This window comes from Nocardia thraciensis, from assembly GCF_054782435.1.
The window spans coordinates 1-25,294 of record NZ_BAAGSM010000018.1 but is presented as its reverse complement, the minus strand read 5'-3'; the positions used below and the strand labels follow the sequence as shown (position 1 = coordinate 25,294).

The 25,294-nt window shown below is 68.7% G+C and carries 22 protein-coding genes; 12 read left to right on the top strand and 10 right to left on the bottom strand.

Annotation, left to right across the window (positions count from 1 at the left end; all coding sequences use genetic code 11):
* Positions 1–264: 264 nt before the first annotated feature.
* Positions 265–2,886, bottom strand: coding sequence for an SDR family NAD(P)-dependent oxidoreductase (locus ACYVLQ_RS09540; protein WP_460697036.1), 2,622 nt, complete (start codon positions 2,884–2,886; stop codon positions 265–267).
* A gap of 190 nt (positions 2,887–3,076) precedes the next feature.
* On the opposite strand from ACYVLQ_RS09540, the gene ACYVLQ_RS09535 reads away from it, so the two are divergent.
* The 3 genes from ACYVLQ_RS09535 to ACYVLQ_RS09525 all read left to right on the top strand — a co-directional run bounded on the left by ACYVLQ_RS09535 (position 3,077) and on the right by ACYVLQ_RS09525 (position 5,747).
* Positions 3,077–4,039, top strand: a complete 963-nt coding sequence (locus ACYVLQ_RS09535; protein WP_460697035.1) for an MBL fold metallo-hydrolase — start codon at positions 3,077–3,079, stop codon at positions 4,037–4,039.
* A gap of 95 nt (positions 4,040–4,134) precedes the next feature.
* Entirely contained in the window at positions 4,135–4,617 is a 483-nt protein-coding gene (locus ACYVLQ_RS09530) for a carboxymuconolactone decarboxylase family protein (protein WP_460697034.1), read from the top strand.
* A gap of 116 nt (positions 4,618–4,733) precedes the next feature.
* Entirely contained in the window at positions 4,734–5,747 is a 1,014-nt protein-coding gene (locus ACYVLQ_RS09525; RefSeq protein ID WP_460697033.1) for a hypothetical protein, read from the top strand.
* A 34-nt stretch (positions 5,748–5,781) separates the two neighbouring features.
* On the opposite strand, the gene ACYVLQ_RS09520 is transcribed toward ACYVLQ_RS09525, so the two are convergent.
* Positions 5,782–6,753 (bottom strand): NAD(P)H-dependent flavin oxidoreductase, encoded by a 972-nt coding sequence (locus ACYVLQ_RS09520; protein WP_460697032.1) that lies wholly within the window; start codon positions 6,751–6,753, stop codon positions 5,782–5,784.
* Between the two features lie 291 nt (positions 6,754–7,044).
* On the opposite strand from ACYVLQ_RS09520, the gene fadD5 reads away from it, so the two are divergent.
* Positions 7,045–8,616 carry a fatty-acid--CoA ligase FadD5 gene (gene fadD5 / locus ACYVLQ_RS09515; RefSeq protein WP_460697031.1) on the top strand — a complete coding sequence of 524 codons (1,572 nt, stop codon included), beginning with the start codon at positions 7,045–7,047 and terminating at the stop codon, positions 8,614–8,616.
* Here fadD5 and ACYVLQ_RS09510 read toward each other — a convergent pair whose 3' ends face one another.
* Both ACYVLQ_RS09510 and ACYVLQ_RS09505 read right to left on the bottom strand, forming a co-directional pair.
* Positions 8,617–9,003 carry a hypothetical protein gene (locus tag ACYVLQ_RS09510; protein ID WP_460697030.1) on the bottom strand — a complete coding sequence of 129 codons (387 nt, stop codon included), beginning with the start codon at positions 9,001–9,003 and terminating at the stop codon, positions 8,617–8,619. It abuts the gene before it with no gap.
* 129 nt (positions 9,004–9,132) lie between these two features.
* Positions 9,133–9,795, bottom strand: coding sequence for an arsenate reductase/protein-tyrosine-phosphatase family protein (locus tag ACYVLQ_RS09505; RefSeq protein WP_460697428.1), 663 nt, complete (start codon positions 9,793–9,795; stop codon positions 9,133–9,135).
* A gap of 250 nt (positions 9,796–10,045) precedes the next feature.
* Here ACYVLQ_RS09505 and ACYVLQ_RS09500 point away from each other — a divergent pair, with 250 nt between their 5' ends.
* Positions 10,046–10,528: a hypothetical protein gene (locus tag ACYVLQ_RS09500; protein WP_460697029.1), complete on the top strand. Its 483-nt coding sequence runs from the start codon at positions 10,046–10,048 to the stop codon at positions 10,526–10,528.
* Positions 10,529–10,561: 33 nt separating this feature from the next.
* Positions 10,562–11,170, top strand: coding sequence for a cysteine hydrolase family protein (locus ACYVLQ_RS09495; protein WP_460697028.1), 609 nt, complete (start codon positions 10,562–10,564; stop codon positions 11,168–11,170).
* A 39-nt stretch (positions 11,171–11,209) separates the two neighbouring features.
* Here the strand turns inward: ACYVLQ_RS09495 and ACYVLQ_RS09490 are convergent, their stop codons facing one another.
* From ACYVLQ_RS09490 to ACYVLQ_RS09480, 3 genes are all read right to left on the bottom strand, one after another.
* On the bottom strand, positions 11,210–13,582 hold the full coding sequence (locus ACYVLQ_RS09490; RefSeq protein ID WP_460697027.1) for a lysylphosphatidylglycerol synthase transmembrane domain-containing protein: 2,373 nt from the start codon (positions 13,580–13,582) through the stop codon (positions 11,210–11,212).
* Positions 13,583–13,812: 230 nt separating this feature from the next.
* Positions 13,813–14,715, bottom strand: a complete 903-nt coding sequence (locus ACYVLQ_RS09485; RefSeq protein WP_460697026.1) for an SDR family oxidoreductase — start codon at positions 14,713–14,715, stop codon at positions 13,813–13,815.
* Positions 14,702–15,481: a 2OG-Fe(II) oxygenase family protein gene (locus ACYVLQ_RS09480; protein WP_460697025.1), complete on the bottom strand. Its 780-nt coding sequence runs from the start codon at positions 15,479–15,481 to the stop codon at positions 14,702–14,704. Before ACYVLQ_RS09480 ends, ACYVLQ_RS09485 begins: the two co-directional genes overlap by 14 nt.
* A gap of 106 nt (positions 15,482–15,587) precedes the next feature.
* On the opposite strand from ACYVLQ_RS09480, the gene ACYVLQ_RS09475 reads away from it, so the two are divergent.
* Both ACYVLQ_RS09475 and ACYVLQ_RS09470 read left to right on the top strand, forming a co-directional pair.
* A complete protein-coding gene (locus ACYVLQ_RS09475) occupies positions 15,588–16,214 on the top strand; it encodes a GDSL-type esterase/lipase family protein (protein ID WP_460697024.1) in 627 nt (208 codons plus the stop codon).
* A gap of 128 nt (positions 16,215–16,342) precedes the next feature.
* Positions 16,343–17,122 carry a class I SAM-dependent methyltransferase gene (locus ACYVLQ_RS09470; protein ID WP_460697023.1) on the top strand — a complete coding sequence of 260 codons (780 nt, stop codon included), beginning with the start codon at positions 16,343–16,345 and terminating at the stop codon, positions 17,120–17,122.
* A 2-nt stretch (positions 17,123–17,124) separates the two neighbouring features.
* Here the strand turns inward: ACYVLQ_RS09470 and ACYVLQ_RS09465 are convergent, their stop codons facing one another.
* Complete coding sequence (locus ACYVLQ_RS09465; protein ID WP_460697022.1) at positions 17,125–18,672, bottom strand: phytoene desaturase family protein; 1,548 nt, start codon at positions 18,670–18,672, stop codon at positions 17,125–17,127.
* A 38-nt stretch (positions 18,673–18,710) separates the two neighbouring features.
* Complete coding sequence (locus tag ACYVLQ_RS09460; protein ID WP_460697021.1) at positions 18,711–19,361, bottom strand: class I SAM-dependent methyltransferase; 651 nt, start codon at positions 19,359–19,361, stop codon at positions 18,711–18,713.
* Positions 19,362–19,529: 168 nt separating this feature from the next.
* Between ACYVLQ_RS09460 and ACYVLQ_RS09455 the strand changes: the two genes are divergently transcribed.
* Genes ACYVLQ_RS09455 through ACYVLQ_RS09445 form a run of 3 tightly spaced genes read left to right on the top strand, consistent with a single transcriptional unit; the run spans position 19,530 to position 21,018 of the window.
* Positions 19,530–19,844, top strand: a complete 315-nt coding sequence (locus tag ACYVLQ_RS09455) for a hypothetical protein (protein ID WP_460697020.1) — start codon at positions 19,530–19,532, stop codon at positions 19,842–19,844.
* The gene (locus ACYVLQ_RS09450; RefSeq protein ID WP_460697019.1) at positions 19,841–20,458 is read left to right on the top strand and encodes a carboxymuconolactone decarboxylase family protein; all 618 of its coding nucleotides are present in this window, start codon (positions 19,841–19,843) and stop codon (positions 20,456–20,458) included. Before ACYVLQ_RS09455 ends, ACYVLQ_RS09450 begins: the two co-directional genes overlap by 4 nt.
* Positions 20,459–20,487: 29 nt before the next feature.
* Positions 20,488–21,018 (top strand): NUDIX domain-containing protein, encoded by a 531-nt coding sequence (locus ACYVLQ_RS09445; protein ID WP_460697018.1) that lies wholly within the window; start codon positions 20,488–20,490, stop codon positions 21,016–21,018.
* Positions 21,019–21,055: 37 nt separating this feature from the next.
* On the opposite strand, the gene ACYVLQ_RS09440 is transcribed toward ACYVLQ_RS09445, so the two are convergent.
* On the bottom strand, positions 21,056–22,114 hold the full coding sequence (locus ACYVLQ_RS09440; protein ID WP_460697017.1) for a DUF2332 domain-containing protein: 1,059 nt from the start codon (positions 22,112–22,114) through the stop codon (positions 21,056–21,058).
* 410 nt (positions 22,115–22,524) lie between these two features.
* On the opposite strand from ACYVLQ_RS09440, the gene rpoB reads away from it, so the two are divergent.
* Positions 22,525–25,294: DNA-directed RNA polymerase subunit beta (rpoB, locus tag ACYVLQ_RS09435; RefSeq protein WP_460697427.1), on the top strand; the 2,770-nt coding region annotated here is incomplete at its 3' end.

Sequence of the window (25,294 nt, the reverse complement as noted above, 5' to 3'; positions counted from 1 at the left end):
CGCGACGGTACGGGATGAAATTTGGGTGCAGCGCGCAGCGATGCCTCGCCCGCTCGGGGCAGATGGGGTCATGGGCGCGCTTGGCCGGATAAGGCGTTTGTCGGTGGGTGCGAAACCGGCTTGACGCGCTGCGAGTCGACAATAACCCGACATTTGCTATCAAGGGAAGGCTTTCGGGGTAATTGAGTCGACCCGCAGTCGGTTACGTCGCCACCTCGGTGAATCTGCTGTCAGCATCGTGCGCGGACATTCTGAAACCAGTTGCTACTGCGCCCGAGTGGAGGGCCGGGAGAGACCGCGGTGCAGGCCGTCGGTCAGGGCCGTGGTGAGCCCGAGAGCCGTCGGCGCCACCGGCGGCGGGGTGGCTCGCCCCGGCAGTACGCCGCGAAGACGAGCGGACATCGGCGAGGCGTCGTCGGTGGGTGCGTAGTCGACGGCCAATATCGACGGCGCCCGGTGGCCCAGGACGACCGACAGCACGGCGGTGCCGCGCGCGACGTCGAACGGTGTGCTTCCGGCGCGGCGGAGCGGGGCGTCGTCGCGGGCCGCTGCCGGGCCGGATACCCAGTCGCCCCAGCCGATGCTGCTGACGCGCTCATCGATTCGGTTGTGCGCCAGCGTATCCAGCGCGGCATGGGCGGCGGCCTCGGCGGCCCGTCCGGGTGCGCCGAGGGTGCCGCTCGCCGAGGAGGAGAGCAGCACGAAGTCGATCGGGTCGCTGCCGGTGAGGTCGAGCAGATTCGCGGCCGCGCCGATGCCCGACTCGAAGGACGCCGCAAGCAATCGCGGTGTGACAGAACGGAATTCGGCATGGTGTCGAATGCCCGCCGCGTGCACCACCCCGCGAATCGTCGAACCGCAGGCGCGAATGTCGAACAGCGCGTTGGCGAGATCGGCGCGGTCGGTGACATCGCAGCGGACCACGACGATGCGGTCGCTGAAGCCCTCGTGCAGCCGCGGCAACGGGCGTGGGGTTCGGGTGAGCACAACGACATCCCGGGCCCCGGCGTCGAGCAGCCAGCGGACGGCCACCGCGCCGAGCGTGCCGAGTCCGCCCGTCACCACGTACGTGCCCCGGGGTCGGATGCCGACGGGGGCGGGCGAGGTAGGCGCGGGCTGGAAGCGGCGGGTATGGAGCGCGCGCCCGTCGATCAGCACCTCTTCCGGCCCAGCGGGATTCAGGATCAGGCCACCGAGGGGTATCGGATCGTCGCCGGTGGTCCAGACCAGCCGAATCGGTCGGCCGGACTCCAGTTGCAGCGATCGGGTCAGCCCGGCGATCGCGTTCTGGGTAAGGGAGGCGCGATCCCGCAGCACCACCGTCGCCGTCGCTGTCGCGGCGTTGTCGTCGACTCGCTGCAGCAGATCGAGGACTCCCGCGACGCCCGTCAGAGGCGAATCGGGCCGATCCGCGTCGGGCCATACCAGCGTGACCGCCGTCGGGCTCGCGTGATCGGCCATCATCGAGGAGACGATCGGGCCCGCATCCGCCGGATCACGCGCCACGCGTAGTGTCGGGAGCTGTCGATCGAGGCGCCGTTCCAGCGCGGTGGCCAGGGCGGAGTCGCCGACGACCAGCGCGCGGTGGATCCGTGGATTCTCCTGTGCCGCCGCATGTTCCGGATCTTCGATGCGGAACCAGCACTCTTCGCTCAGTATCGACCGCGCCCATTCGGCGGCCGTCGCCACGGTGGGGTCGTAAACGGCCGCGCCGCGGAGTATTTCGAATGTCGCGTCGTCGGTTCCCGCGTCGGGTTCGGCCGGATTCGTAGCGAGAGTCGAACACCCGGCCGCGAACTCGTGATCGCCAGCGCCGTTATCCGTGCGTTCTCGCGTGGTCGACGCGGCGATGTCCGCGTCGGCGCGCCGGACCCGCCCCTCGGCGTACATCCTGGCCACGGCGCCGAGAAATGCCTCGGCCTCGCCGTCTCGGTCCGCCATGGGGTACGTCGAGTCACGGAAGTTCGTGTATTCGCGTACCGAGGCGGCCAGGACCGGATGCGGGGACAGCTCCACCACGGTCGAGAGCCCGTCGGCCGCCGCGGCTTCCAGGGCCGCCGCGAGATCCACCGGCCCGCAGACGTTCTCGGACCAGTAGTCGACCGTCAGTTCGGCGGTGGTGATCACCTTCGCGCGGCGGGTGGTCGAGTAGACCGGCAGGCGCGGAACGGTGGGAGCCAGGCCGTCGACTTCGATTGCGAAGTCCGGCACCGTATTCCGCCTCGAGCGTCGCAGGGCGGAACCGGCGGCGATGCGGCGAGCCGCCAACCCCCGTCGCCGGGCGCGGCGTATCAGCGTCTCCACATAGCGCGGCACCCCGCACACCACCACCGAGCGCGGACCGTCCACCGCCGCGACGGCGACCGACCCGCGCATCGGTTCTATCAGGCGCCGCACCTCCCCCGGAGTCGCCGTCAGCACGGCCGCCGCGCCCGGATCGTCCGCCTGCCGCCGCGCCCTGCCGTGCGCCACCGCGACCCGCGCGCCGTCGGACAGCGTCAGCGCCTCGCTCACCACGGCGGCGGCGATCTCGCCTCCACCGTGACCGGCTACCGCATCCGCGCGAAGCCCCCAGATATGCAACAGCTTCGACAATGCCAGCTGGTAGGCGAACAGTGCCGGCTGGGCGACGTCGGGGGTCTCGAGGCTCTTGGCGAATCCGTGCCGGGGAGTCCATACCCGGCGTCCCCCGGCGCGGGTCACCGCATCGGTCGCCGCCTCCAGCGCCTGCGCGAACACCGGATACCGCGCCGCCAGCGCCCGGCCCATCCGGGCATGCTCGCCGCCCTGCCCGGAGAACAGGAACAAGACGCCGCCCGGTGGATCCGACGACTCCCGGCCCGCCGCCGCGGGCCCGGCAGGGTGTGCGGGCGTGCGGTGCCCCATGTCGGTGCTCCCTCCCCGCGTTCGGCGGAGATCACCGGCGCTCCGGTGTCCCCCGGCGATTATGCCGAGAACTTGCCCGGCACAGAAGAGGCTTCCGGGTGGCGTCGGCTATCGCCTACCGTGGCGTCGTGAGGAATGAACCGTCAACACGGTGTGTCTCGTGCACGGCGAGCCGCGGTGAGGTGACGCCGTGAGTGAACCGACCGCGCTGGATCTGAGCGCCGGGCGCCGCGGGGCCATGAACGCGCTGACCGACTGCTGCGCCGCGCTGGTCGCCACACCGCGCCGCCTGCTCCGCCCGCGCCGACCCGACCCGCTGTTTCTCGCGGGCCTGGAGGTGGCCCCGCTGCCCGCGGCTCGCACGACCGTCGCGCTGACCGCCTTGGCCCAGGCTCGCATGTCGGCTCCGGCTGCCGTCGTCGCCGAGGGCACGCGCAGCCTGCGATCGCTTCCGCTGGCGATGGGCGCCTTCCTGATCGAGCATCCGCAGGCTCGTTTCCTGGTGGATCCGGCGCTCTGCGCGGGCGTGCACAAGCGAGTGCTGCCGGGCATGCCGTTCCCGGTCGGCCTGCTGGTCTCGCCCGAGAAGCCGGTGCTGGGCCTGGCGGACGCGCTGGCGGGCCGGGATCTGTCCGGCGACGATATCGATTTCACCCTGGCCACACATCTGCACTGGGACCATGTCTCGGGCCTGCTGGAGCTACCCGAATCTGTCGAATTACGGGTTCCCCGAATCGAATACGAATGGGCGATGAACGGCGAAATCGCGCCCTACGGCGTGGTGCGCGCGCCCCTGCGCGGCCGCCGCATCGGCGCCGTCGAGTTCGACGGCCCGCCCGTGCTCACCTTCACCCGCAGCCATGATCTGTTCGGCGACGGTGCGGTGCTTCTGGTCGACATGCCCGGCCACACGCCCGGCAGCCTCGGCGTGCTGCTCGCGGTGGACGACGGCACCCGGGTCCTGCTGGCGGGCGATGCGATCTGGAACACCCTGCAGATCACGATGATTCGCGAGAAGGCACCCATGCCCGGCGAGCTCTTCGACGACGACCGCGACCAGACGTTCGAAACCATCCAGCGCCTGCACGCGCTGCCGTCGGGCGTCGAAGTGATCGCGAGCCACGATTACAACGCGGTGCTCGCACGGGCGTGATGTGGCGGGCGTCACAGCAGGCTGGCTGTCACAAGGCCCGGGTCACCGGCATCTCTTGTTCGTTCGGATCGACAGCAACGAGCAAGGACGAAGCGATGGAACCCCGTATCAACCTGATGGACAACGAAATCGGCGCCAAGTTCGCCAAGCGTTTCGGCAATGCCAGCCTGGCGATCATGCAGTCGTCGCTGCCGAAGGTCACCCAGGATCTGGTGATGCTGCGTGTCAGCCAGATCAACGGCTGCGGTTACTGCACCGACGCGCACAGCAAGGACCTCGCGCACGCCGGGGAACCCGCGGTACGCGTCAACCTGGTCGCCGCCTGGCGCGAGTCCACCGTGTTCACCGAGGCCGAGCGGGCCGCCCTCGCCCTGGGCGAGGAGGGCACCCGCATAGCCGACGGGCACGGCGGCGTATCGGACGAAACCTGGGCCGAAGTGCGCAAACACTACGACGAAGATCAAACCGCGGCCCTGGTGGCCCTGGTGGCCCAGATCAACGCCGCCAACCGCCTCGGCGTAATCGCCCGCCAACAGGGCGGCTCCTATGAGCCCGGTGCCTTCGGCCAGTCGAGCTGACCGGCAAGCAAATCCCGGCCCCTGAGAGCGGCAGAGGGACTGCGAACAGTTCCGGAGGCTATCATTGACTGATCAGACAGTTAAAGAATATCCTCGCTAGCGAGTCAGGTTGGGGGGTGAGGTCCTTGCTTCCGTTGCGGAACCGCGTGTGGCCGTTATTGGGTGTGTTCTTCGGTGCGCCGGTATGCGCCGAGTACCTGTACGCCTACGTGTCCTTCACCGGCGACGCGATCCGGATGTTGGCCGGGCTGCTGTTCCTCGGGCCGTTGTACGGCGGTGCCGCGTTGCTCATCCGGGAGATCGTCGTGCGTACCCGCAGGGGCTGGGGCGCGACGTTACTGCTGGCTGCCGCGTTCGGCGTAGCAATGCCGGGAATAGTGGACCTGTCGTTGTTCGGCGAACACCACGGCGAGGTCGCCTTCTGGGACGAGTTGCGGCTGCCCACCCTCGTCGAGCCGCTCGGAATCAGCATGTACAACGCCGTGATGTATGTGGCCCTGCACGTGTCGATGAGCATCGGTGCGCCGCTGGCACTGCTGGCTGTCTTGGCTCCTGGCCAGCGTGGTCGACCACTGGTCGGTCGCGTCGGACTCGGTGTGCTCTCGGCGCTGTGGTTGATCGCGGCGATCATGGTGCATTTCGACGGCCGGCGCATCTTTGGCTATACGCCGAACCTCGGGCAGATCGCGGGTGTCGGGGCGGTTGTCGCGATCCTCGTCGCGCTCGCGTTCACCCCGTTGGGCCGCCCAGGCCGGTATCGGGCTGCCGCCCAGAGGGTCTCGCCCTGGATCGTGTTGTCGATCGCGTTGCTCGCCACGATCATTCTCGCTCTCGTACCGCCGACCTGGCTTGGTTTTGCCGCCATGCTGGCACTGCTGCTCGCCGTGTCCGGCGTGATCGGGTGGCTGGCCCGAACACGGGTATGGACCGACTACGAGATCGGGGTCTTCGCCGCGGGAGGCGTCATCGGTCAAACCATCATGGGCTTCCTCACCCCTATCCCGGCGGGTGTCTCCGCGGCGGCGAAGTACGGTTCGAGCATCGTGCTGCTTGCTCTGGCCGCGGCTCTGGCGTGGGCGGTGCTGCGGTCCCGGGTGGTGGCATCGCCGATGGCTACCTCTCGGCAATAATGCACAGGCTGTCAGCGCAAACCGGCTCGTGGGCTCAGGCGACGAACGAGCCCAGGCGGGAGTTGATCAGGGCCTCCGCCTCGGACACCATGCGGGAGATCAGTTCGTCGCAGGTGGGGATGTCGTCGATCAGGCCCTGGACCTGACCGGCGGACCAGATGCCCGCGTCGAGGTCGCCCTCCTCGAAGACCCGGCGGCCGCGGGCGCCCGCGACCAGGTCGCGGACGTCCTCGAACGTGCCCCCGGCGGCCTCGATCTCGACGACCTTGCGGCTGATCTCATTGTCGGCCACGCGGGCGGTGTTGCGCATGGTGCGGAAGATGAGCTGGGTGTCGCGCTCGGTGTGGGCGACGATCTGCTCCTTGACCTTCTGGTGCACCGCCGACTCCTGGGTGCACAGGAAGCGGGTCCCCATGTTGACGCCGTCGGCGCCCAGTGCCAGCGCGGCGACCAGGCCGCGGGCGTCGGCGATACCGCCGGAGGCGACGATCGGGATCCGCAGCGCCTTGGCCGCGGCGGGGATCAGGATCAGGCCGGGAACATCGTCCTCGCCCGGATGCCCGGCGCACTCGAAGCCGTCGATGGAGACGCCGTCGACGCCGATCTTCTGCGCCTTGAGCGCGTGCCGGACGCTGGTGCACTTGTGCAGCACCTTGATCCCGGCTTCCTTGTAGTACGGCAGGAAGGGCTCCGGGTTGCTGCCCGCTGTCTCGACGATCTTCACGCCCGACTCGATGATCACCTTGACGTACTCCTCGTACGGCGGCGGGTTGATCGAGGGCAGGATCGTCACGTTCACGCCGAACGGCTTGTCGGTGAGTTCGCGGGTGCGGGCGATCTCGTTGCGCAGATCCTCGGGGGTGGGCTGGGTGAGCGCGGTGATGAATCCGAGGCCACCGGCGTTGGCGACGGCCGCGACGAGCTCGGCCCGGCCGACCCACATCATGCCGCCCTGCACGATCGGATGTTCGATGCCGAATTCCTCGGTGAACCTGGTGCGCAACATCGGTAGTCCTCCTGCGGTGTTCGACGGCGGTACCCGCGGTCGCGGTCGATAGTCGCACGGGCGCGACGCCCGGGACAACCTCGATGTAAGCCGCAGTTTGCCACCTTATCGACGACTGGCCGGAATCGGACATCCTCAGAAGAGGCTTCAAGCGGTCTAAATACCAGCTTTGAACTGGAAACTGACGGAATGAGAAGCGATGTGCTGATTCTTCTCTGTAACCCTTGTCACGATGAAAAGTTAGTTGCTATTCTCGCAGATGTTCAGCCGAAGGCCTGAGAGGACTACAGCATGACCACCGGTACCCAGTCGCTCGACGAGCCGATCCGGTCGCGCCGCAACCACTGGAACAACCAGATTGCGGCGCACGCGCTCATGCGGCCGGACGCCGTCGCGATCCGGTTCCGGGGCCGGGATACCACCTGGAAGCAACTGCACGAGCGCTCGCTGAAGTTCGCGGACGCGCTCGCCCGTCGAGGGGTCGGGTTCGGTGATCGGGTGCTCATCCTCGCGTTGAACCACCCGGAGTACCTGGAGGCGGTCTTCGGCATCAACGCGCTCGGCGCGATCGCGGTGCCGGTGAACTTCCGGCTGACCCCGCCCGAGGTGGCCTACATCGTCGCCGACTCGGGCGCGAAGGCCGTCGTCACCGACGCCGTGCTGCAGCCCCTGGCGACCGGTGTCATGGCGCAGTCCCCGGCCCTCGAGACCTGCATCTCGATCGGCGGGCAGAGTGCCGACGGTGTGACCGGCTACGACGATGCGCTCGCGGAGGAGGGCGAACCGCATGTGCCGCTGGACATTCCGGAGGACACGCCCTGTCTGATCATGTACACCTCGGGCACCACCGGCAGCCCCAAGGGCGCGATCCTGTCGCACGCCAACATGACCGCGCAGGCGCTCACCTGTATCCGCGCCATGAACACCACCCCCGAGTCGGTCGGCTTCTGCACCTCCCCGCTGTTCCACATCGCCGGATTGGGCAGTCTCGCACCGGCTTTCCAGCTCGGTTGCAAGACCGTGCTGCATCCGCTGGGCGCGTTCGACGCCAAGGAATTCCTCGATGCTGTCGAGGCCGAGCAGGCCACCACGGCGTTCTGCGTCCCGGCGCAGTGGCAGCTGATCTGCGAGGAGCCGACGGTCAAGCAGCGCAAGCTGGCGCTGGAGATGCTCAGCTGGGGCGCCGCGCCCGCCTCGAACACGGTGCTGCAGGCGATGGCCGACTGCTTCCCCGACGCGCAGAATGTCGCGGTGTTCGGCCAGACCGAGATGTCGCCGATCACCTGCGTGCTGGAGGGCCGCGACGCGCTGCGCAAGCTCGGTTCGGTGGGCAAGCCCATCCCGACCATTCAGGCCCGCATCGTCGACGACGAGATGAACGATGTCGCGCCCGGCGAGATCGGCGAAATCGTCTATCGCGGACCGACTCTCATGCAAGGCTACTGGAACAAGCCGGAGGCCACCGCGGAGGCGTTCGCGGGGGGCTGGTTCCATTCCGGCGATCTGGTCCGCACCGACGAGGAGGGCTTCGTCTACGTGGTGGACCGCAAGAAGGACATGATCATCTCCGGCGGTGAGAACATCTACTGCGCCGAGGTGGAGAACGTGCTGTTCGCGCATCCGAAGATCCACGAGGCCGCGGTCATCGGCCGCGCCCACGAGAAGTGGGGCGAGGTCCCGGTCGCCGTCGTCGCCCTGCTGAATCCGGACGACACCCTCACGCTGGAGGACCTCGCGCCCTTCCTCAACGAGAACCTGGCCCGCTACAAGCACCCCAAGGATCTGGTGATCGTCCCGGAGCTGCCGCGCAACGCCAGCGGCAAGGTCGTGAAAGTCCAGCTGCGCAAGGACTATTCGGGATAATCAGAACCCACAGGCGGTGTCGACCGCGGCCATGGAGTTGCGGAACTCCGGGCCGTCGAGCAGCGCCTGGCGGTCTCCGTCCGGGGCGGCGGCCGCGCGGTTCACCTGTGCGACCGCGCCGCTGAGCGCGGTCTTCACCTTGCCCTCGTCGGCCGTCGCCGCGACGCCGTCGAGGTTTGCGCCGAGTTCGGACCACAGTGCGGACGAGCCCGCCATGGCGGCGGGATCGGAGCCGTGGGCCGCATCGTGTTTGGCGCTGAAATCATTGACCGCGGTCTTGACGGCCGCGCAGGTCTCCGGCTCGCTCACCGCGCTCGCCGGTCCGGCCGCCGCCAGACAACCTCCGACCACGCCCAGGAATACCGCCGTGACAACCGTTCCGCGCATCTGAAATCCTTTCTCACAAGGTGTTTTCGAAATACCAGGGTCATCGGCGTACACGCCGTCGCGCCGACGCTCCCACAAGTGGTGGCAGCATGTCATCTAACGGCTCGCGGCGCGAATCGTGTGTCGTGATCAGCGCCGTACCGGCGCGGGGAGGTCGAGATCGGCCAGCAGGTCCCGCACGCGCCGGTGGATATCGTCGCGGATCGGCCGCACCTCGGCCACCGGCAGCCCGGCGGGGTCGTCCACGATCCAGTCCTCCTGCCGGATCTCGGGCAGCAGCGGGCATTCGTCGCCGCACCCCATGGTGACGATGACGTCGGCGGCCAAGATGATCTCGTCGGTCCAGGTCTTGGGGAACTCGTGGGAGATGTCGATGCCCACCTCGGCCATGGCCGCGACCGCCGCGGCGTTGAGCGCACCGCTCGGCTCCGACCCGCCGGACCAGGCCAGCGCCCGGCCCTGGGCGTAGTGTTCGAAGAAACCCAGCGCCATCTGCGAGCGCCCGGCGTTGAACGTGCACAGGAACAGCACAACGGGCACGGCGTGGTCTATGCGGCCCTCCACCTTGGCGCGGGCGTGCAGTTGCTGCCGGGCGAACCGCTCGGCCAGCAGCGGCAGATAGAGCTGCACCGCGGCCCGCTCCTCGAGCTGGGCGTAGGAGTCGTGCAGGAAACGGTGAATCGTATTGGCGTCGAACAGGATCGTGAACTCGCGCTGCAGCCGCCGCTCGGCACGGGCGAGCGCCGTATCGTGCACGATGTCGAGAAGTCGGTAGGCCGGGGTGATTTCGATGAACCCCGCCCGGGTGGTCCGCTCCGGCGTAGACACATCGATCAGCGTGACAGCGTGGCTCTCCGGCGGCAACAAACTAGGGGTGAACCGGATCGAACCCGCAGGCCACACAGGGGCATATCGCCGACGAAACACCGGGTCGCCGCGTACCGGACGGTGGAATCGAATGTCCCGCAATGCGATTCGAAAAAGCGTCAAGGGCTGTGGACATGGGGTATCCGGCGACCCCGATCGGCATACACTCGGCATTATGGGCCGCGAACACTGGGAGACGCCCGAGCAGCAGGCGATTCGCCGCAGGAATCGACTGCGCTTCGCGATCGTCGCGCCCATCGCCATCCTGCTGGTGGCGTGGGCGGTCGTGGCGTATCTGCGCAGCCCGGAGCGCGACGATGCGGCGGCGTCGATCGCACCGGCCTTCCAGGGCGAATGGCAGGGGTTGGCCGACAACAGCCGCGGCAGCTTCGACGTCGTCGTCACGATCCGGGGTGACAATTCCGAGGAGGCCGTCACCGCGTCGTACACCGACAAGGCCTCCGGCGCTCGCTGTGAGCGGGCCGAACGCGTGGTCCGGGGCACCGAGACCGAGCTGACCCTGGCGGCCCGGTCGACCAACGGCGCGGGGTGCGATGGCGCCGCCGAATCGACGATTCAGCTCCACACCGACGGATCGCTCGCCTACCGCGTCGGTGCACCGGACGGAGCCCTCACCGGCATCCTGCGCAAGGTGTAGCCGAGTCGTATTGCCTGCGGCAGTATGGGTTTCATGCCACTCGATCGAACTCGTACCGCCGTCCTCGCCCTGCACTGGCAGGTGAATGTCATCGAGCCCGAGGGATTCTTCGGGCCCATGCTCGCCGAACCGGTTGCGGCGAGCGGAGTGGTCGAACGCGCGACCGCCTTCCACGCCGCGGCGCGGGAGGCGGGACTGCCGCTGATCTTCACCCGCTTCACCATCCCCCTCGGCGAGGGCGGCCTGGTGCGCAACACCGGATTCATGCGGTCGGTGGCCTCCGCGCAGACCGAGTTCCGCCCGGACGCGAAGGGTTCGCCGATCATCGCGGCGATGGCCGAGCAGGCGGCGCAGGGCACGGTGTTCGACAATCAGAAGCTGTCCGGCCTGTCCGGTAGCGCGCTGCCGGACTGGCTGGCCGCCCGCGGCGTCGACACGCTGCTGATCACTGGTGTCGCAACGAATCTCACCGTGGAGCAGACGGCCCGGCACGGCACCGACCTCGGTTTCACCGTGCACCCGATCGCGGACTGCGTGGCCGCCGCCGCCCCGGAGGCGCACGAGGCGTCGCTGGCGAACCTCGACCTGACCACCGCGGGCCGCCTGTCGGCGGAGGAGGCGATCGAAGAGCTGGGCGTGTAACGAGCCACAACCCTGAGAAGGGTTGTGGCACAGCGGAGTTCAGACCAATTTGTTCGAAGTGAGCCATCGCATGATCGGCCACCCGCAGAAAACCGGCAGCCAGCAGGTCAACACCCGGTAGAGCAGTACCGCCGGAACCCCGATCGAGGCGGGCACCCCGAACGCGGCGAGGCCACCGATGAGCGCGGCCTCCACCGCGCCGACGCCGCCGGGAGTCGGCGCGGCCGAGGCCAGCGTGCCGCCGATCATGGTGACCACCGTGACGGTGACGAACGTGGCACTGCCGCCGAACGCCTCGATGCTGGCCCACAGCGCCCCGGCCATGCCGAGAGTGATTGCGGCACAGCCGCCCACGATCATCGCCAGCCGCGACGGGCTGTGCGCGAGATCGCGCAGTTCGTGCACCACCTCGGTCAGCTGGGGGCGGACCTCGGTGCGCAGCCAGCGCCGCACCGTCGGGACGAACATGGTCGCGCCGAGCAGGCCGAGCAGCGCGCCCGCCACCAGATACAGCACCGTCGCGTCCGGGACGAAATGCGCCAGGTTCGCCGAAACCCCCGCCGCCACACTGAAGAACAGCAGCAGCACCACGTGCGTGATCACCTGCATCGACTGTTGCAGCGCCACGGCCGCGGTGGCCCGCACCGTGCCCAGGCCGTTCTGCTGCAGGAACCGCACGTTCAGCGCGAGACCGCCGACTCCGGCGGGCGTGGTGGTGGCGGCGAAGGTGTTGGCCACCTGGGCGAGCAGCAGTTTTGGGAAGTTCACCGACTCCGACGTGCAGCCCCACAGCGCCATGGCCGCGCCGAGATAGGTGCCCATCGACACCGCGAGCCCGAGCAGCGCCCACCACCAGTTGGCTGTGCGCAGTTCGGTGACGAAGGTCGGCACCTGGCTGATGTAGGGATACGCGACATAGACCAGGCCTATGAGCAGGACCAACTGGATGATCTGGCCGCGCGAGTACCGGGTGATGCGCGCGGCCTCGATGCGGTCCTCGCCGGTCTGCTGCTGGACCTCCGCCCGCACCTTCTTCATCAGAGCGCCCGGATCGGGCACGGACTTGCGCACGGGCGCGGGCAGCGCCGACTTCGTCAGCCGCCGTGAGGCATTGAGCACCGCCTGCTCGCCGCAGACGTGAATCGCGGTGCGCACCACCGGTTCCACCCCGAACAGCGCGCTCGTCGACAGCAGCAGCTGCGCCCTGTCGGAGGAGAATCGCGGCTCGTTGGCGCCGAACTCGGCGGACATGAAGCCGCCGAACAGCACTCGCCCCTCGACCACGCGGATCTCCTCTGCCCGCAGGTCGCCGTGCGAGATCTGCGCGCGGTGCATGTTCTGCAGGGCGTGCCACACATTGGTGAGCACGGCCTCGCCGTCCGACGCCAACAGCGCCGTGCCGCGCGGCACCGTGTGCGCGTACAGCGTCCACCCGCGCTCCAGCGCGGCGACGGTCAGCGGCTTGTTGCTGGCCAGGCCCACGTCCCCGATCGCGATGCCCAGCAGTGCGCGATGCTCGACCGCGCGGCGCAGCGAGGCGAAGGCCGGGGCCCGCTCGCTGCTGCGGAAGGTCGCCCAGCGGCGCAGCTGCCGCAGCATGCCCCAGCTGCGTTGGTTCTGGCCGTACAGCTCCACGGTCAGTCGGTGTGCGGGCCCGGTCTCCGCCGACAGCAGCAGTGGTCCGGGTCCGGCGGGGCGCAGCACCGTGAATCCGGTGACCGTGTAGCCGCGTTTGGCCAGCACCCGCACGGCGGCGTCGAGCGGCACCTCGAGCGCGGGCGTGCCGACCAGCAGCACGATCACCGCGCCGACGCACCAGCCGACGGCCAGGCCGAACATCGCCCGCGACGGCACCACCAGGCTCACGAACAGATGCAGCGGCACGAATGCCAGCAGCAGCGCCCACCACCAGCGTCGCCACGACGCGGGCAGCCACGGGCTGGCCACGGTCAGCATGGCGGTGAGCATCGCGATCCAGCGCGGGTCGTCGAGGAATTGAGACAGGAAGGTGTTCAGCTGCTTGGGCACGGCCAGATGCCATTGCGGCGCCGAGAGCCCGGTGCCGGTGATCGACAGCAGCACCACCGCGATCAGACCGGCCGTCAGGTAGCCGAACAGCAGCGTCCACTGCCATCGGAAGATCAGCCGGACCAGGATCGCGAAGGGCAGCGCCACGATGGCGACGCCGTAGCACAGATAGACGAGGTTCGACTGGTCCGGCGTGAGGATGCCGACGATATCGGAGACGGAGCGCTCCAGCGCCTCCCACCGCGACCGGGTGATCAGCGATCCGGCGACGACGAGCGCCACCAGCAGAGCCGACAGCACCACGCGGAGGATATCGCTGGTGCGCCGGATCCGTGGCTGCAGCAGGCTGCCGGAGACGGGAATTTCCCGCCCGTCGACTCGCATGTCGTATCGGATCTTTCGGATCGAGGGAGCGGCGTCGGTCCCGGGGTCGGCTCGCGTGTGAGTATGCAGCAGTGCCGCGAGGCGACCGGTGACAACACGCCGCTGCCAGCGCGCCGGTGCCGATTGCGGCCGGTTATCGTGCCGCAACTGCCCGGCCCGGGCGTCGTCGGCCGCCGCCGAATCGCGACGGTCCCGATCGCGGGAGCGCCGATCGTCATGGCCGCGCGGGCTCACACCGGCGGCTCGGGCCGGGCATGCCGCCCGCCGCCGGTCGGGGGTGCCGCGGTTGCGGTCATGGCCCTGCTATCCGTCGGCAGCGGCCCGCCCTGCGCTGCGGGACCGAGTGGTGCCGACGCCCCGGCGACCGTTCCGCCGCCCGCGGCCCCGTTACCGGAGGGCGACCCCTCGGGCACGCCCACGCTGTAGATGCCGCCGGTCATCGTGCCCGCGTCGAGTTCCGCGATGGACGCGGCCACCTGCTCGGTGGACACCAGTGCGGGAAAGGTGTTGGGGGCGATGGCATTCGCGCGCACGCCGAATTCGGCGAACTCGGCGGCCAGGTGCCGGGTGAGCTGGTTCAGCGCGGCCTTCGAGGCCGAATACATCGCCTGCCCGCCCGGATAGACCTCGGAGCCGGAGATGCTCGACACGTTCACGATATTGCGATTGCGGCGGCGATTCTCGATATCGTCGTGCAGCCAGCACCGCTGCGCGAGCCGAGCCGCCAGGCGCAGCGGCACACCGACATTCGTCGCGAAGTGCGGTTTGAACTCGTCCAGCGCGGCGTCGCCGTCGACGATGCCGTGTGGCTGCCAGCGGGCGTGCGCGGCATTGTTCACCAGCAGATCCACGGTCCCGAACTTCGCCAGCGCCAGGTCGACCACCCGCTCCACCTCACCCTCGCGGGTCAGGTCGGCACGCACCACGTGGATGCGCGAGGCGTTCTCCGGCAGCGGCGTCGACGGCTCCAGCGGATCGATGAACCACTCGTCTTGCGACGGGGCCGCGGGCACCCGGGTGCGGCACACCGCGAGGATGTCGTAGCGGGTGTAGAAGGCGCGGCAGAAAGCGTCGCCCAGCGTGCCGCCCGCTCCGGTCAGCAGGCAGACGCGGCGGTCGTCACCAGTCGGCAATGCGATCTCCTCCCCAGCGGCGCGCCGCCTCGCTCTTGGGCCGGTGCAGCCACATCACCACGCAGTTGCGGGCGGCGGCGTTGGCGCCGACGAAGGTGTGCCACGACCGCGGCGTGCACTCGAATACCACCATCGAATTGTTCAGCGGCGGAACCGATACCGTCGACCCCGGCGCGCCGACGTCGGAGCCGCCCGCATGCGCGAACAACGCGGTCTCCCCGCCGTCGCCCGTCCGCCACTCCTCGTTGTTCAGATAGAACAGCACCGCGACCGCCCGCACCAGCTCGCGCGCGCCCGTCCCCGCGGGCCGCTCGCCGGTGCGCAGATCGATGGTGGCGTCGGGCAGTCCGACCTCGCCGGGTTCCGGCGGCGCCGCGGGAAACCAGGCCGGGGTCAGGTCGTGGTGCGGCCAGCCCCGCGGACTGTCCGGTTCGTGATGATGCAGCGACCCCTCCACGTCTCCGCTGGCGCGCACCCCCGCGACGCGCTCGATCAGGTCGTGCCAGGCGCGCGACAGGAACACCTCCATCGGACCGTCGCGCACCGCGGCCAGGCTCACCCCGGTCGCGCTGTAGCCCTCGGCGACCGGCGTGAACCGACCCTGCTCCCGATGCACGCGCTCGAATTCCTCGGCCAGCCGCCGATAGAACGCCGCCACGAACACGTCGCGGACGTACACGTGCGGAAACGGCCGAGCCCGGCGGATCCAGCGGCGGTGCGCCAGTAGATCGGTGAACCACCGCGGTAGCGGCGCCTCCGTTGCCATGCGTACTCCCTCCCGGACAATTCACCGTGATCCTATTGCGTGCACGTTGTGGGTGGATTCCGGCCTTTGTCCCGACAATGAGCGTTGAGCGTGCAACGATCACTCTGTGGTTCGTGACGTCCGTATCTGCTTCGTGGGGGATTCGCTGGTTGCCGGATTGGGGGATCGGCAGTGCCTGGGCTGGGCGGGTCGTCTCGCGGCGCGGGCGGCCGGGGCCGGGCAACCGCTGACCTACTACAACCTCGGTGTCCGCGGCCAGACCTCCGCCGAGATCGCGGAGCGCTGGGAGCGGGAGTGCGCGTTGCGGTTACCGGTCGGCGTCGACGGCCGCGTGGTGTTCTCCTTCGGGGTCAACGACACCATGTCCGAGGACGGCCGGGCCTGGGTTGCGACGGACCGGTCGGTGGCGAACCTGGCCGCGATGCTGCGTCGTACCCGCGAACTCGGCTGGCCGACACTGATGGTCGCGCCGCCACCGGTCGACGACGACGAACACAACAGCCGCACCGAGAAATTGGATGCGGAATTCTCCGATGTCTGTGATGCCGAAGGCGTTTCGTACGTGCGGGTGCATCAGCCGCTGCGGCAGAGCGGGACCTGGATGCGGGAGGTCGCCGCCGAAGACGGCTACCACCCCAGCGCCGACGGGTACGAGGAATTCGCCGCGCTCATCGTGCCGCACTGGCTGCTGTGGCTGTCCGAACCCGGGTCAGGACTGCCCGCCGTCCGGTGACACCCCCGTCGCGATCGACGAAGAGGGGAGGATGGCGGTTCACCGATTGGTTACCACGAGGCCGATGCGCTGCTGCTCCGGGGTGCGGCCGAGTTTCGACTGACCGCCCGGCGGATAGCATGGACCGGATGGGCGAGACCGGTGAATCGCGGACGGACGAGGCCGAATTGCACGCGCGGCGAGCGAGTTCGTTCGGCGCGGAGGCCGCTGCCTACGCCACCCACCGCCCCGACTATCCACCGGCGGGGATCCGGTGGGCACTGGAACCGCTCGGCCACATCGCCGCGCCCGAGGTCGTCGATCTCGGCGCGGGCACCGGAAAGCTCACCGCGGGCCTCGTGGACACCGGTGCGCGGGTAACGGCGGTGGAACCGGACGCGGCCATGCGGGCCGAGTTCACGCGGCGTCACCCCGGCGTCGCCGTTCTGGACGGGAGCGCGGAAAGTATTCCGCTGCCGGACAATTCGGTACACGCGCTGGTGGCCGGGCAGGCCTTCCACTGGTTCGATCTGCCGCGGGCCTTCCCGGAGTTCGCGCGGGTGCTGCGGCCCGGCGGGGTGCTGGCGGCCTTCTGGAACATGCACGACTCGTCGGTCGAGTGGGTGGCGGAGCTGGACCGGCTGTCCCGGTCGGAGGTGTCGTTCCAGCGTCGCGCCCAGGATCCGGAGCCGTCGCATCCGCTGTTCCGGCCGTTCGAGCGGTCCTATTTTCCACACGCCCACCGGCGCACCGCCGAGAGTCTCGCGGAGACGATCGGCACCCACTCGCATGTCCTCGTAGTATCGCCGCAGGAGCGGGCCGCGGTTCTCGGCCGTATCACGGAGTATCTGCGCGGGCAGCCGGAGACGCGGGCCGGAGAGTTCGATCTGCCGTTGCGCACCTTGGTCATTCGCGCCGTGCTGCGCTGAGGTCAGCGCGTCTGTAGGACCGCCATGGCCGCGTTGTGTCCGCCGATGCCGCTCACGCCACCACCGCGCACCGCCCCGGCGCCGCAGCGGAACACATTGCGGTGTGCGGTGCCCACGCCCCAGCGGGCGGCGGCGTCGTCGGCGTCGTCGTCCGCGCGGAACGGGAATGCGAGATCGCGGTGGAAGATGTGCCCGCCGGGCAGACCCAGCTCCCGTTCGAGGTCCACCGGGCTCTTGGCCTCGAGGCAGGGGCGGCCGTCGCCATCGACCGCCAGGCAGTCGCGGATCGGTTCGGCGAGCACCGAATCCAGCTGTGCCAGTGTCGAGTCGACGATCTCGGTTTTGGCGGTATCGGGATCGGTGGTGAAAAGCCTTGCCGGAGTGTGTAACCCGAACAGGGTGAGGGTGTGCGCGCCGCGCTCGGACAGCTCTGCGCCGAGGATCGAGGGATCGGTGAGGGTGTGGCAGTAGATCTCCGACGGCGGGACGGTCGGGAAGCTTCCGGCCGCGGCCTCGCGGTAGGCCCGCTCGAGCTGCGCGTAGCCCTCGGCGACGTGGAAGGTGCCCGCGAACGCGTCGCCGGGATCGACCGAATCCCGCAGTCGGGGCAGCCTGCGCAGCAGCATATTGATCTTGAGTTGGGCGCCCTCGGCGCGCTCCGGCGCATCCGTGCCGAGCAGCCGTGACATCTCCTCCGGCGCGGCGTTCACCAGCACGTGCCGCGCGCCCACGGCACCGCCCGGATAGCGGACTTCGGCTGTGCCGCCGTCGGTTTCGACGGCGGTGACCGCGCGGCCGGTGAGCAGTTCGGCTCCGGCGGCGCGGGCGGCCGACGCCAGCGCGTCGGTCAGCGCGCCCATGCCGCCGATCGGCACATCCCAGTCGCCCGTGCCGCCGCCGATCACGTGGTACAGGAAGCAGCGGTTCTGGCGCAGCGCCGGATCGTGGGCGTGGGTGAAGGTGCCGATCAGCGCGTCGGTGAACACGACTCCGCGCACCGTATCGTTGGCGAAGCGCGCCTCGATCGTCTCGCCCAGCGGGCGTTCGAAGATCGCCTCCCAGGCGGCGGAATCGTCGACCAGGCGCTGCAATTCGGCGCGCGTGGGCAGCGGATCGGTCAGCGTGGGGAAGATCCGCTCGGCGAGGCGGCCGGTCATCCCGTAGAACTTCTCCCACGCCCGGTGGTCGGCCTCGCCGCCGGTCACACGGAGAAAGCTTGCGCGCGTGCGGTATTCATCGGCCGAGTCGATCAGCAGGCCGGTCTCGCCGACCGGCGTGTACGACGAGATCCGGCGGCGCCGCGTCTCGAATCGCAGGTCCAGATCCCGCACGATCGCCCGGGGCAGCAGGCTCACCAGATACGAATACCGCGACAGCCGCGCGTCCACGCCCGCGAAGACGCGCTCGGACACCGCCGCGCCGCCGGTGTGGTCGCGGCGCTCCAGTACCAGCACCGAGCGCCCGGCCCGGGCCAGGTAGGCGGCCGCCACCAGTCCGTTGTGGCCGCCGCCGACGATGACGACGTCGTAGGACGCGCGTGTCGGCTGCATCTGGCCTGGATATCACGAAATCCGGCCCGCCGGGCCGCTCAACGGGCCGGTGTCGCCGACTTCCTCGCCAGCAGGTACGCGTGCGGGCACCGCTCGTCCGGATCGGGCGCGCGGCGCAGTTGCGCCACGGTCTCGAAACCGCCCTCGCCCAGCACCTCCGCCATCCGGCGCAGCGACCAGCGGTATACCGGCGCCACCTTGTGGTCGTACGGCTGGATGTCGTGGAACTCGTCGTCGGCGGCCTGGAAGCCCAGCAGCAGCGGAGCCCCCGCGGTCAGCACCCGGCCGAATTCGGCGACGATGCCCGGCACCCGTTCCGGTGGCGTGTGAATCATGCTGTACCAGGCCACGATCGCGCCGAGCGAGGCATCGGGCAGATCGAGCCGCTCCATCGATCCGATCTCGAATCGCAGGTTCGGATGCGCGGCCCGGGCCAGTCGGATCATCTCCGGCGACAGATCCAGGCCGAAGACATCCAGGCCCAGGTCGTGCAGGTGAATGGTGACCCGCCCCGGCCCGCAGCCGATATCGGCGACGGCGCCGCGCCCGTGCGCCAACTCGGCGAAGACGCCGAACATGGCGCGATCCAGCGGCTGGGCCGCCATGACCCCCGCGCTGATCTCGGCGTACAGCTCGGCCACCTCGTCGTACGCCGCTCGGGTCCGCGCCACATCCTCTACTCCCGTCACGGCCGCGAGTCTACGGATCCGGTCCGACATGCTCCCGGCGGCCGCGGCCGACGGCCTGCGCTATTACGGTGTTATCGGAATCGTCGGCCAGGGTAGTTGACTGTTCGAGCGAAAAACGTTCTGCTGTAATACAGTTCGCGCTCCACGAAGATCAGGCATCATGGGCGGATGGGATCGAGAGCAGACCGCTGGGACACCTTCGTCGAGCACCTCCGAACGGCCCCCGCCGCCCTACCGGCCGATCTCCGGCGCTCGATATTCGAAGCCGCGTCCGAGGGGGATGTGTCGACATTGCCGGAGGATCTGGCGCCGTTCGTCGACACCGTGGCCCGCCACGCCTACCGCGTCACCGACGAACAGGTAGCCGCGCTGACGGCGGGGCGATCCCAGGACGAGGTGTTCGAGACCACGGTGGTCGCCGCGGCCGGTGCGGCCGACCACCGGCTGCGGGCGGCCCTGCGAGCGATGGAGGACCGGACATGAGACTCGACGTCGTCGACCACGGGCACGACCTTCCGGGGCGGTGGACGCTGCGCGCCATGCGCGTACTCGGCCGTACCGAGGTCCCCGACGTGATCAAGGTGCTGTTCTACCGGCACCGCTACTTCAGCACCCCCTTCGGCGACCTGCTGCAGGACCTGATGCGCGGCCCGTCGGCGTGGAGCGTCGGCGAGCGCGAACTGTTCGCCGCCTACACCTCCGCCCGCAACCAGTGCGACTTCTGCCGCACCTGTCACCAGACCGTCGCCGAGAGCTACCAGACGCCGGATCTGGTGATCCGCGCGCTGGAGCGGCCCGCCGACTCCGGGCAGCGCATCGAAATCGTTGTGGTACTGGACTTTCTGGCGAAGCTGGCCGACGCTCCCGACGATGTGAAACCGGCCGATGTGGAGCGGGTGCGCGTCGCCGGGGTGACCGATGCGGCGCTGCAGGAGGCGGTGCGGATCAGCGTGGCGTTCCACACCATCAACCGCATCATGGACACGATGGGCGGGGTCCCGCCGGAGGGCCGGGGGCTGACGCTGACCCGGTGGTTCCTGCGCCGGATGGGGTATGCCACGCCGCCGACGGTCAAGTTCCTGTCGTCCGCGGGCTAGCAGGCGCGCGGCTGCGGCACAATCCGGGTATGGAGACGCTCGGATCGCAGACTGTCTACAGCAATCGCTGGATGGAGGTGCACGAGGACACCATTCGCCGCTCCGACGGCTCCACCGGCATCTACGGGTTCGTGGACCGGCCCGATTTCGTCCTGGTCGTGCCGCTGGACGGCGACCGCTTCCACCTCGTCGAGCAATTCAGATATCCACTGGGACACCGGTGTTGGGAGTTCCCCGCGGGCACGCTGCCCGACCGCGCGGTCGGCGAACCGGTCGACCTGGCCCACCGTGAGCTGCGCGAGGAGACCGGACTGCGGGCGGGGCGGCTGACCTATCTGGGCCCGGTCGACGCCGCGCCCGCCACGCTGCGCCAGCGCGGGCGCGTCTATCTCGCGACCGAGCTGACACCCGGCGAACCCGAGCGCGAGCCGGAGGAGCAGGACATGCGGTCGGACTGGTTCGACCGCGCGGCGCTGGAGCAGATGATCCGCACGGGCGAGATCACCGATTCCGGCACGCTCGCCGCGTATTCGCTGCTGTTGCTGCACGAGCGGGCGTGAATCCGTTGCGGTCGCGAGAATCGTTGCGCCGCAACGACTATGCGTTATCGGCGTACGCCGGGATGCCGTGCGGATTCGCGCGCGCCAGCCGCACGGCCGGACCGGCACCGATCCGAACGGTGAGCGGGAATCCGCTGCCGCTCCGCGCCACCGGCTCGAACGCGATGTGGGCGAATCCGGCCTCGGGGCCGCTCGCCGCGGCGAGCCGGTCCAATTCGGCCTCCACCAGTACCCACTGATCCCGCGGAACATATTGGCGCATCACCGAATGCCATACGACGGTGAGGGTGCCCGGCGCCGGTTCGACCGTCGCCAGGAATTCGGCGGCGCCGACGGCGGCCACCGTCGCGGGCACCTGCGCGGCGACGCGAAGGGCGCCGTCCAAGCGTGCGGCGCGCTCGCGCTGATCCGGCCACACGTACGACCGCAGCGCCAGCGCGCCGCGCGGCGAGAGCGGGTCCAGGGGCGACGGGTCGCAGCCGCGGCGCTCGACGACGGTGAGCCGCCGATGGCGTCGTGCGGCGGCGGTCAGCCAGTCGGGTACCGGGCCGGTCCATGCGTTGCCCAGCGAGACCGGGGAATCCGCCGGCCCCCAGTCGAAATCGTCTGTGTACCAGTGGTATTTATCGGCACGCAGATTCAGCCCCGCGCTGCTGCCCAGCTCGAGCAGCCGCACCGGCAGCGGGATCGCGTCGACGGCCGCCAGCAGCCCGGCCAGCAGCGGTACGGCACGGCCCACCTCATTGGTCTGGGGCGGCCGGGTCAGCCAGTCCCGAATCCATTCGGGATGAGACGCGACGACCTCCCGAAACGCCTCCCGGACACCGGATTCGGAGCGAGCCGTCGGCGTGGCGCTCGGGTAGTAGGCCGACAGTTCCGGTGCCTCGCCCGTCAGGACCAGCGCGTGCACGGCTCCCATGAACCGCAGCGGAACGGCGTCGACGAGCGGCGCGTCCGTGTAGTCGGCGAGTGCCCCGGTACACGGCCCGCCGTCCTCGATGTCTCGCGCTACTGCGGTCAGCAGCGTGGAATACAGCGGGGAGCCCAGCTTGGCGCAGGCCCGGGCCTGGAGTTCGAACTGCGATACCAGCGACATGATTGCACTATGCCCCAGGCGAAGTCGGCCGGATCTCCCGCGATCGAGGTCGCCATCGCCTGGCACCCCGCGCAACGACGGAGACTCCGCGCACCGTGGTTCTCTACCGGCTGTCCACGCCGTTCGCCGCCGCGGGTGCGGGCCGAAAGCCAATTGGGTTGACGGACGGCATATTCGGATGCCATTATTAAAGGGGAAGGCACCGAAGATTCGAGTGTCTATTTTTCTTTGTGCCCTCGACATCAGTCGATTCCGGGTGTAATTTGATTCTTCGCGCCGGGGTGTGCGCTGTCCGACTCTCGAAATGTATCGACCGTAGAAAGCGGTGCTGTCCGTGCACCGTTTTCTACCCGTTGCTGTCGAGTCGAGGTTCGGGCGGCGCCCGCCGCGGTGCGCAATATCGATACAGCCTGGAAGGACGCATCTTGGCAATCTCGAATCGGACCAATGCCGAATTTTCCGCCGATACCGGGGTTCCTGGCGCGCCGCGGCGGGTCTCGTTCGCCACACTCCGCGAGCCCCTGGATGTTCCGGGCCTGCTGGATATCCAAACCGAGTCCTTCGAGTGGTTGATCGGCGCGCCCGCGGGCGGGTTGGCGGAGGTGCTCGAGGAGATCAGCCCGATCGAGGACTTCGCCGGGACCATGTCGCTGTCGCTGTCCGACCCGCGCTTCGAGGAGGTCAAGGCCTCCATCGAGGAGTGCCGGGACAAGGACATGACCTACGCGGCGCCGTTGTTCGTGACCGCGGAGTTCATCAACAACAACACCGGTGAGATCAAGTCTCAGACGGTCTTCATGGGCGATTTCCCGATGATGACCGAAGTGGGCACCTTCGTCATCAACGGCACGGAGCGCGTGGTGGTCTCGCAACTCGTGCGTTCGCCGGGTGTGTATTTCGACGAGTCGGTCGACAAGGGCACGGAGAAGGTGCTGCACAGCGTCCGGGTGATCCCGAGCCGGGGCGCGTGGCTGGAGTTCGATATCGACAAGCGCGACACCGTGGGTGTGCGCATCGACCGCAAGCGCCGCCAGCCCGTGACGGTGCTGCTCAAGGCGCTCGGCTGGACCAGCGAGCGGATCGCCGAGCGCTTCGGCTTCTCCGAGATCATGCTGACGTCGCTGGAGAAGGACAACACCGCCAACACCGACGAGGCGCTGCTCGATATCCATCGCAAGTTGCGTCCGGGCGAGCCGCCGACGAAGGAGTCGGCGCAGACCCTGCTGGAGAACCTGTTCTTCAAGGAGAAGCGTTATGACCTGGCCAAGGTCGGGCGCTACAAGGTCGACAAGAAGCTGGGCATCCACAGCGGCGGTTCGCGGGTCCTCACCGAGGAGGATCTCGTCACGATCATCGAGTACCTGCTGCACCTGCACGCGGGTGATCGGGTGATGACCGCGCCGGGCGGAGTCGAGGTGCCGGTCGAGGTCGACGACATCGACCACTTCGGCAATCGCCGGCTGCGCAGTGTCGGCGAGCTGATCCAGAACCAGTTCCGGGTGGGGCTGTCGCGCATGGAGCGCGTGGTCCGCGAACGGATGACGACCCAGGATGCCGAGGCCATCACGCCGCAGTCGCTGATGAATATTCGTCCCGTCGTCGCCGGGATCAAGGAGTTCTTCGGCACGTCGCAGATGTCGGTGTTCCTGGACCAGCGCAATCCGCTCGCCAGCCTGACCCAGAAGCGCCGCCTGTCGGCGCTGGGGCCGGGCGGCCTGACCCGCGAACGCGCCGGGCTCGACGTTCGCGACGTGCATTACAGCCACTACGGCCGGATGTGCCCGATCGAGACGCCCGAGGGCCCGAACATCGGCCTGATCGGCTACCTGTCGGTGTACGCGCGGGTGAATCCGTTCGGCTTCATCGAGACGCCGTACCGAAAAGTGGTCGATGGCAAGGTGACCGACGAGGTCGTCTACCTGACCGCCGACGAGGAAGACCGGCATGTCGTGGCGCAGGCGAACGAGTCACTCGATACCGCAGGGCGTTTCATCGCATCGCGAATCCCGGTGCGCCGCAAGGGATCCGAGGTAGAGCTGGTCGACCCCGTCCGGGTGGACTACATGGATGTGTCGCCGCGCCAGATGGTGTCGGCGGCGACGGCCATGATCCCGTTCCTGGAGCACGATGATGCCAACCGTGCCCTGATGGGTGCGAATATGCAGAAGCAGGCGGTGCCGCTGATCCGCGCGGAGTCGCCGTTGGTCGGTACGGGTATGGAGCTGCGTGCGGCGGTGGATGCGGGCGATATGGTGGTGAACGAGAAAGCTGGTGTGGTGGAGGAGGTTTCGGCTGACTACATCACTGTGATGCACGATGATGGTACTCGTAAGTCTTATCGGATGCGTAAGTTCTCGCGTTCCAATCAGGGCACCTGTGCCAACCAGCGTCCGATCGTGGATGAGGGGCAGCGGGTCGAGGTCGGTCAGGTGTTGGCCGATGGTCCGTCCACCGACAACGGTGAGATGGCCCTCGGTAAGAACCTGCTCGTCGCGGTGATGCCGTGGGAGGGTCACAACTACGAGGACGCGATCATTCTGTCGCAGCGTCTCGTGGAGGAGGATGTGCTGACCTCGATCCATATCGAGGAGCACGAGATCGATGCTCGCGATACGAAGCTCGGTGCCGAGGAGATCACCCGGGATATCCCGAACGTGTCCGACGAGGTCCTCGCCGACCTCGATGAGCGGGGCATCGTGCGTATCGGTGCGGAGGTCCGTGACGGTGACATCCTGGTCGGCAAGGTCACTCCGAAGGGTGAGACCGAGCTGACGCCGGAGGAGCGGTTGTTGCGCGCGATCTTCGGTGAGAAGGCGCGCGAGGTGCGCGACACCTCCCTGAAGGTGCCCCACGGTGAGTCGGGCAAGGTCATCGGTATCCGCGTGTTCTCCCGTGAGGACGACGACGATCTGCCGCCGGGCGTCAACGAGTTGGTGCGTGTGTATGTGGCGCAGAAGCGCAAGATCCAGGATGGTGACAAGCTCGCCGGTCGGCACGGCAACAAGGGCGTCATCGGCAAGATCCTCCCCAAGGAGGACATGCCGTTCATGCCCGACGGCACGCCGGTGGACATTATTTTGAACACCCATGGTGTGCCGCGTCGTATGAACATCGGACAGATCCTGGAAACCCATCTCGGCTGGGTGGCCAAGGCGGGCTGGAAGGTCGAGGGCAATCCGG

Bases quoted from the DNA above. Each gene is read 5' to 3' on its own strand.
- ACYVLQ_RS09455 (WP_460697020.1), top strand. From the start codon at position 19,530: ATGGGATCGAGAGCAGACCGCTGGGACACCTTCGTCGAGCACCTCCGA.
- ACYVLQ_RS09540 (WP_460697036.1), bottom strand. From the start codon at position 2,886: ATGGGGCACCGCACGCCCGCACACCCTGCCGGGCCCGCGGCGGCGGGC.
- ACYVLQ_RS09490 (WP_460697027.1), bottom strand. From the start codon at position 13,582: ATGCGAGTCGACGGGCGGGAAATTCCCGTCTCCGGCAGCCTGCTGCAG.
- ACYVLQ_RS09495 (WP_460697028.1), top strand. From the start codon at position 10,562: ATGCCACTCGATCGAACTCGTACCGCCGTCCTCGCCCTGCACTGGCAG.
- ACYVLQ_RS09480 (WP_460697025.1), bottom strand. From the start codon at position 15,481: ATGGCAACGGAGGCGCCGCTACCGCGGTGGTTCACCGATCTACTGGCG.
- ACYVLQ_RS09520 (WP_460697032.1), bottom strand. From the start codon at position 6,753: ATGTTGCGCACCAGGTTCACCGAGGAATTCGGCATCGAACATCCGATC.
- ACYVLQ_RS09470 (WP_460697023.1), top strand. From the start codon at position 16,343: ATGGGCGAGACCGGTGAATCGCGGACGGACGAGGCCGAATTGCACGCG.
- ACYVLQ_RS09530 (WP_460697034.1), top strand. From the start codon at position 4,135: ATGGAACCCCGTATCAACCTGATGGACAACGAAATCGGCGCCAAGTTC.
- ACYVLQ_RS09445 (WP_460697018.1), top strand. From the start codon at position 20,488: ATGGAGACGCTCGGATCGCAGACTGTCTACAGCAATCGCTGGATGGAG.
- ACYVLQ_RS09465 (WP_460697022.1), bottom strand. From the start codon at position 18,672: ATGCAGCCGACACGCGCGTCCTACGACGTCGTCATCGTCGGCGGCGGC.
- ACYVLQ_RS09450 (WP_460697019.1), top strand. From the start codon at position 19,841: ATGAGACTCGACGTCGTCGACCACGGGCACGACCTTCCGGGGCGGTGG.
- ACYVLQ_RS09440 (WP_460697017.1), bottom strand. From the start codon at position 22,114: ATGTCGCTGGTATCGCAGTTCGAACTCCAGGCCCGGGCCTGCGCCAAG.
- fadD5 (WP_460697031.1), top strand. From the start codon at position 7,045: ATGACCACCGGTACCCAGTCGCTCGACGAGCCGATCCGGTCGCGCCGC.
- ACYVLQ_RS09500 (WP_460697029.1), top strand. From the start codon at position 10,046: ATGGGCCGCGAACACTGGGAGACGCCCGAGCAGCAGGCGATTCGCCGC.
- ACYVLQ_RS09510 (WP_460697030.1), bottom strand. From the start codon at position 9,003: ATGCGCGGAACGGTTGTCACGGCGGTATTCCTGGGCGTGGTCGGAGGT.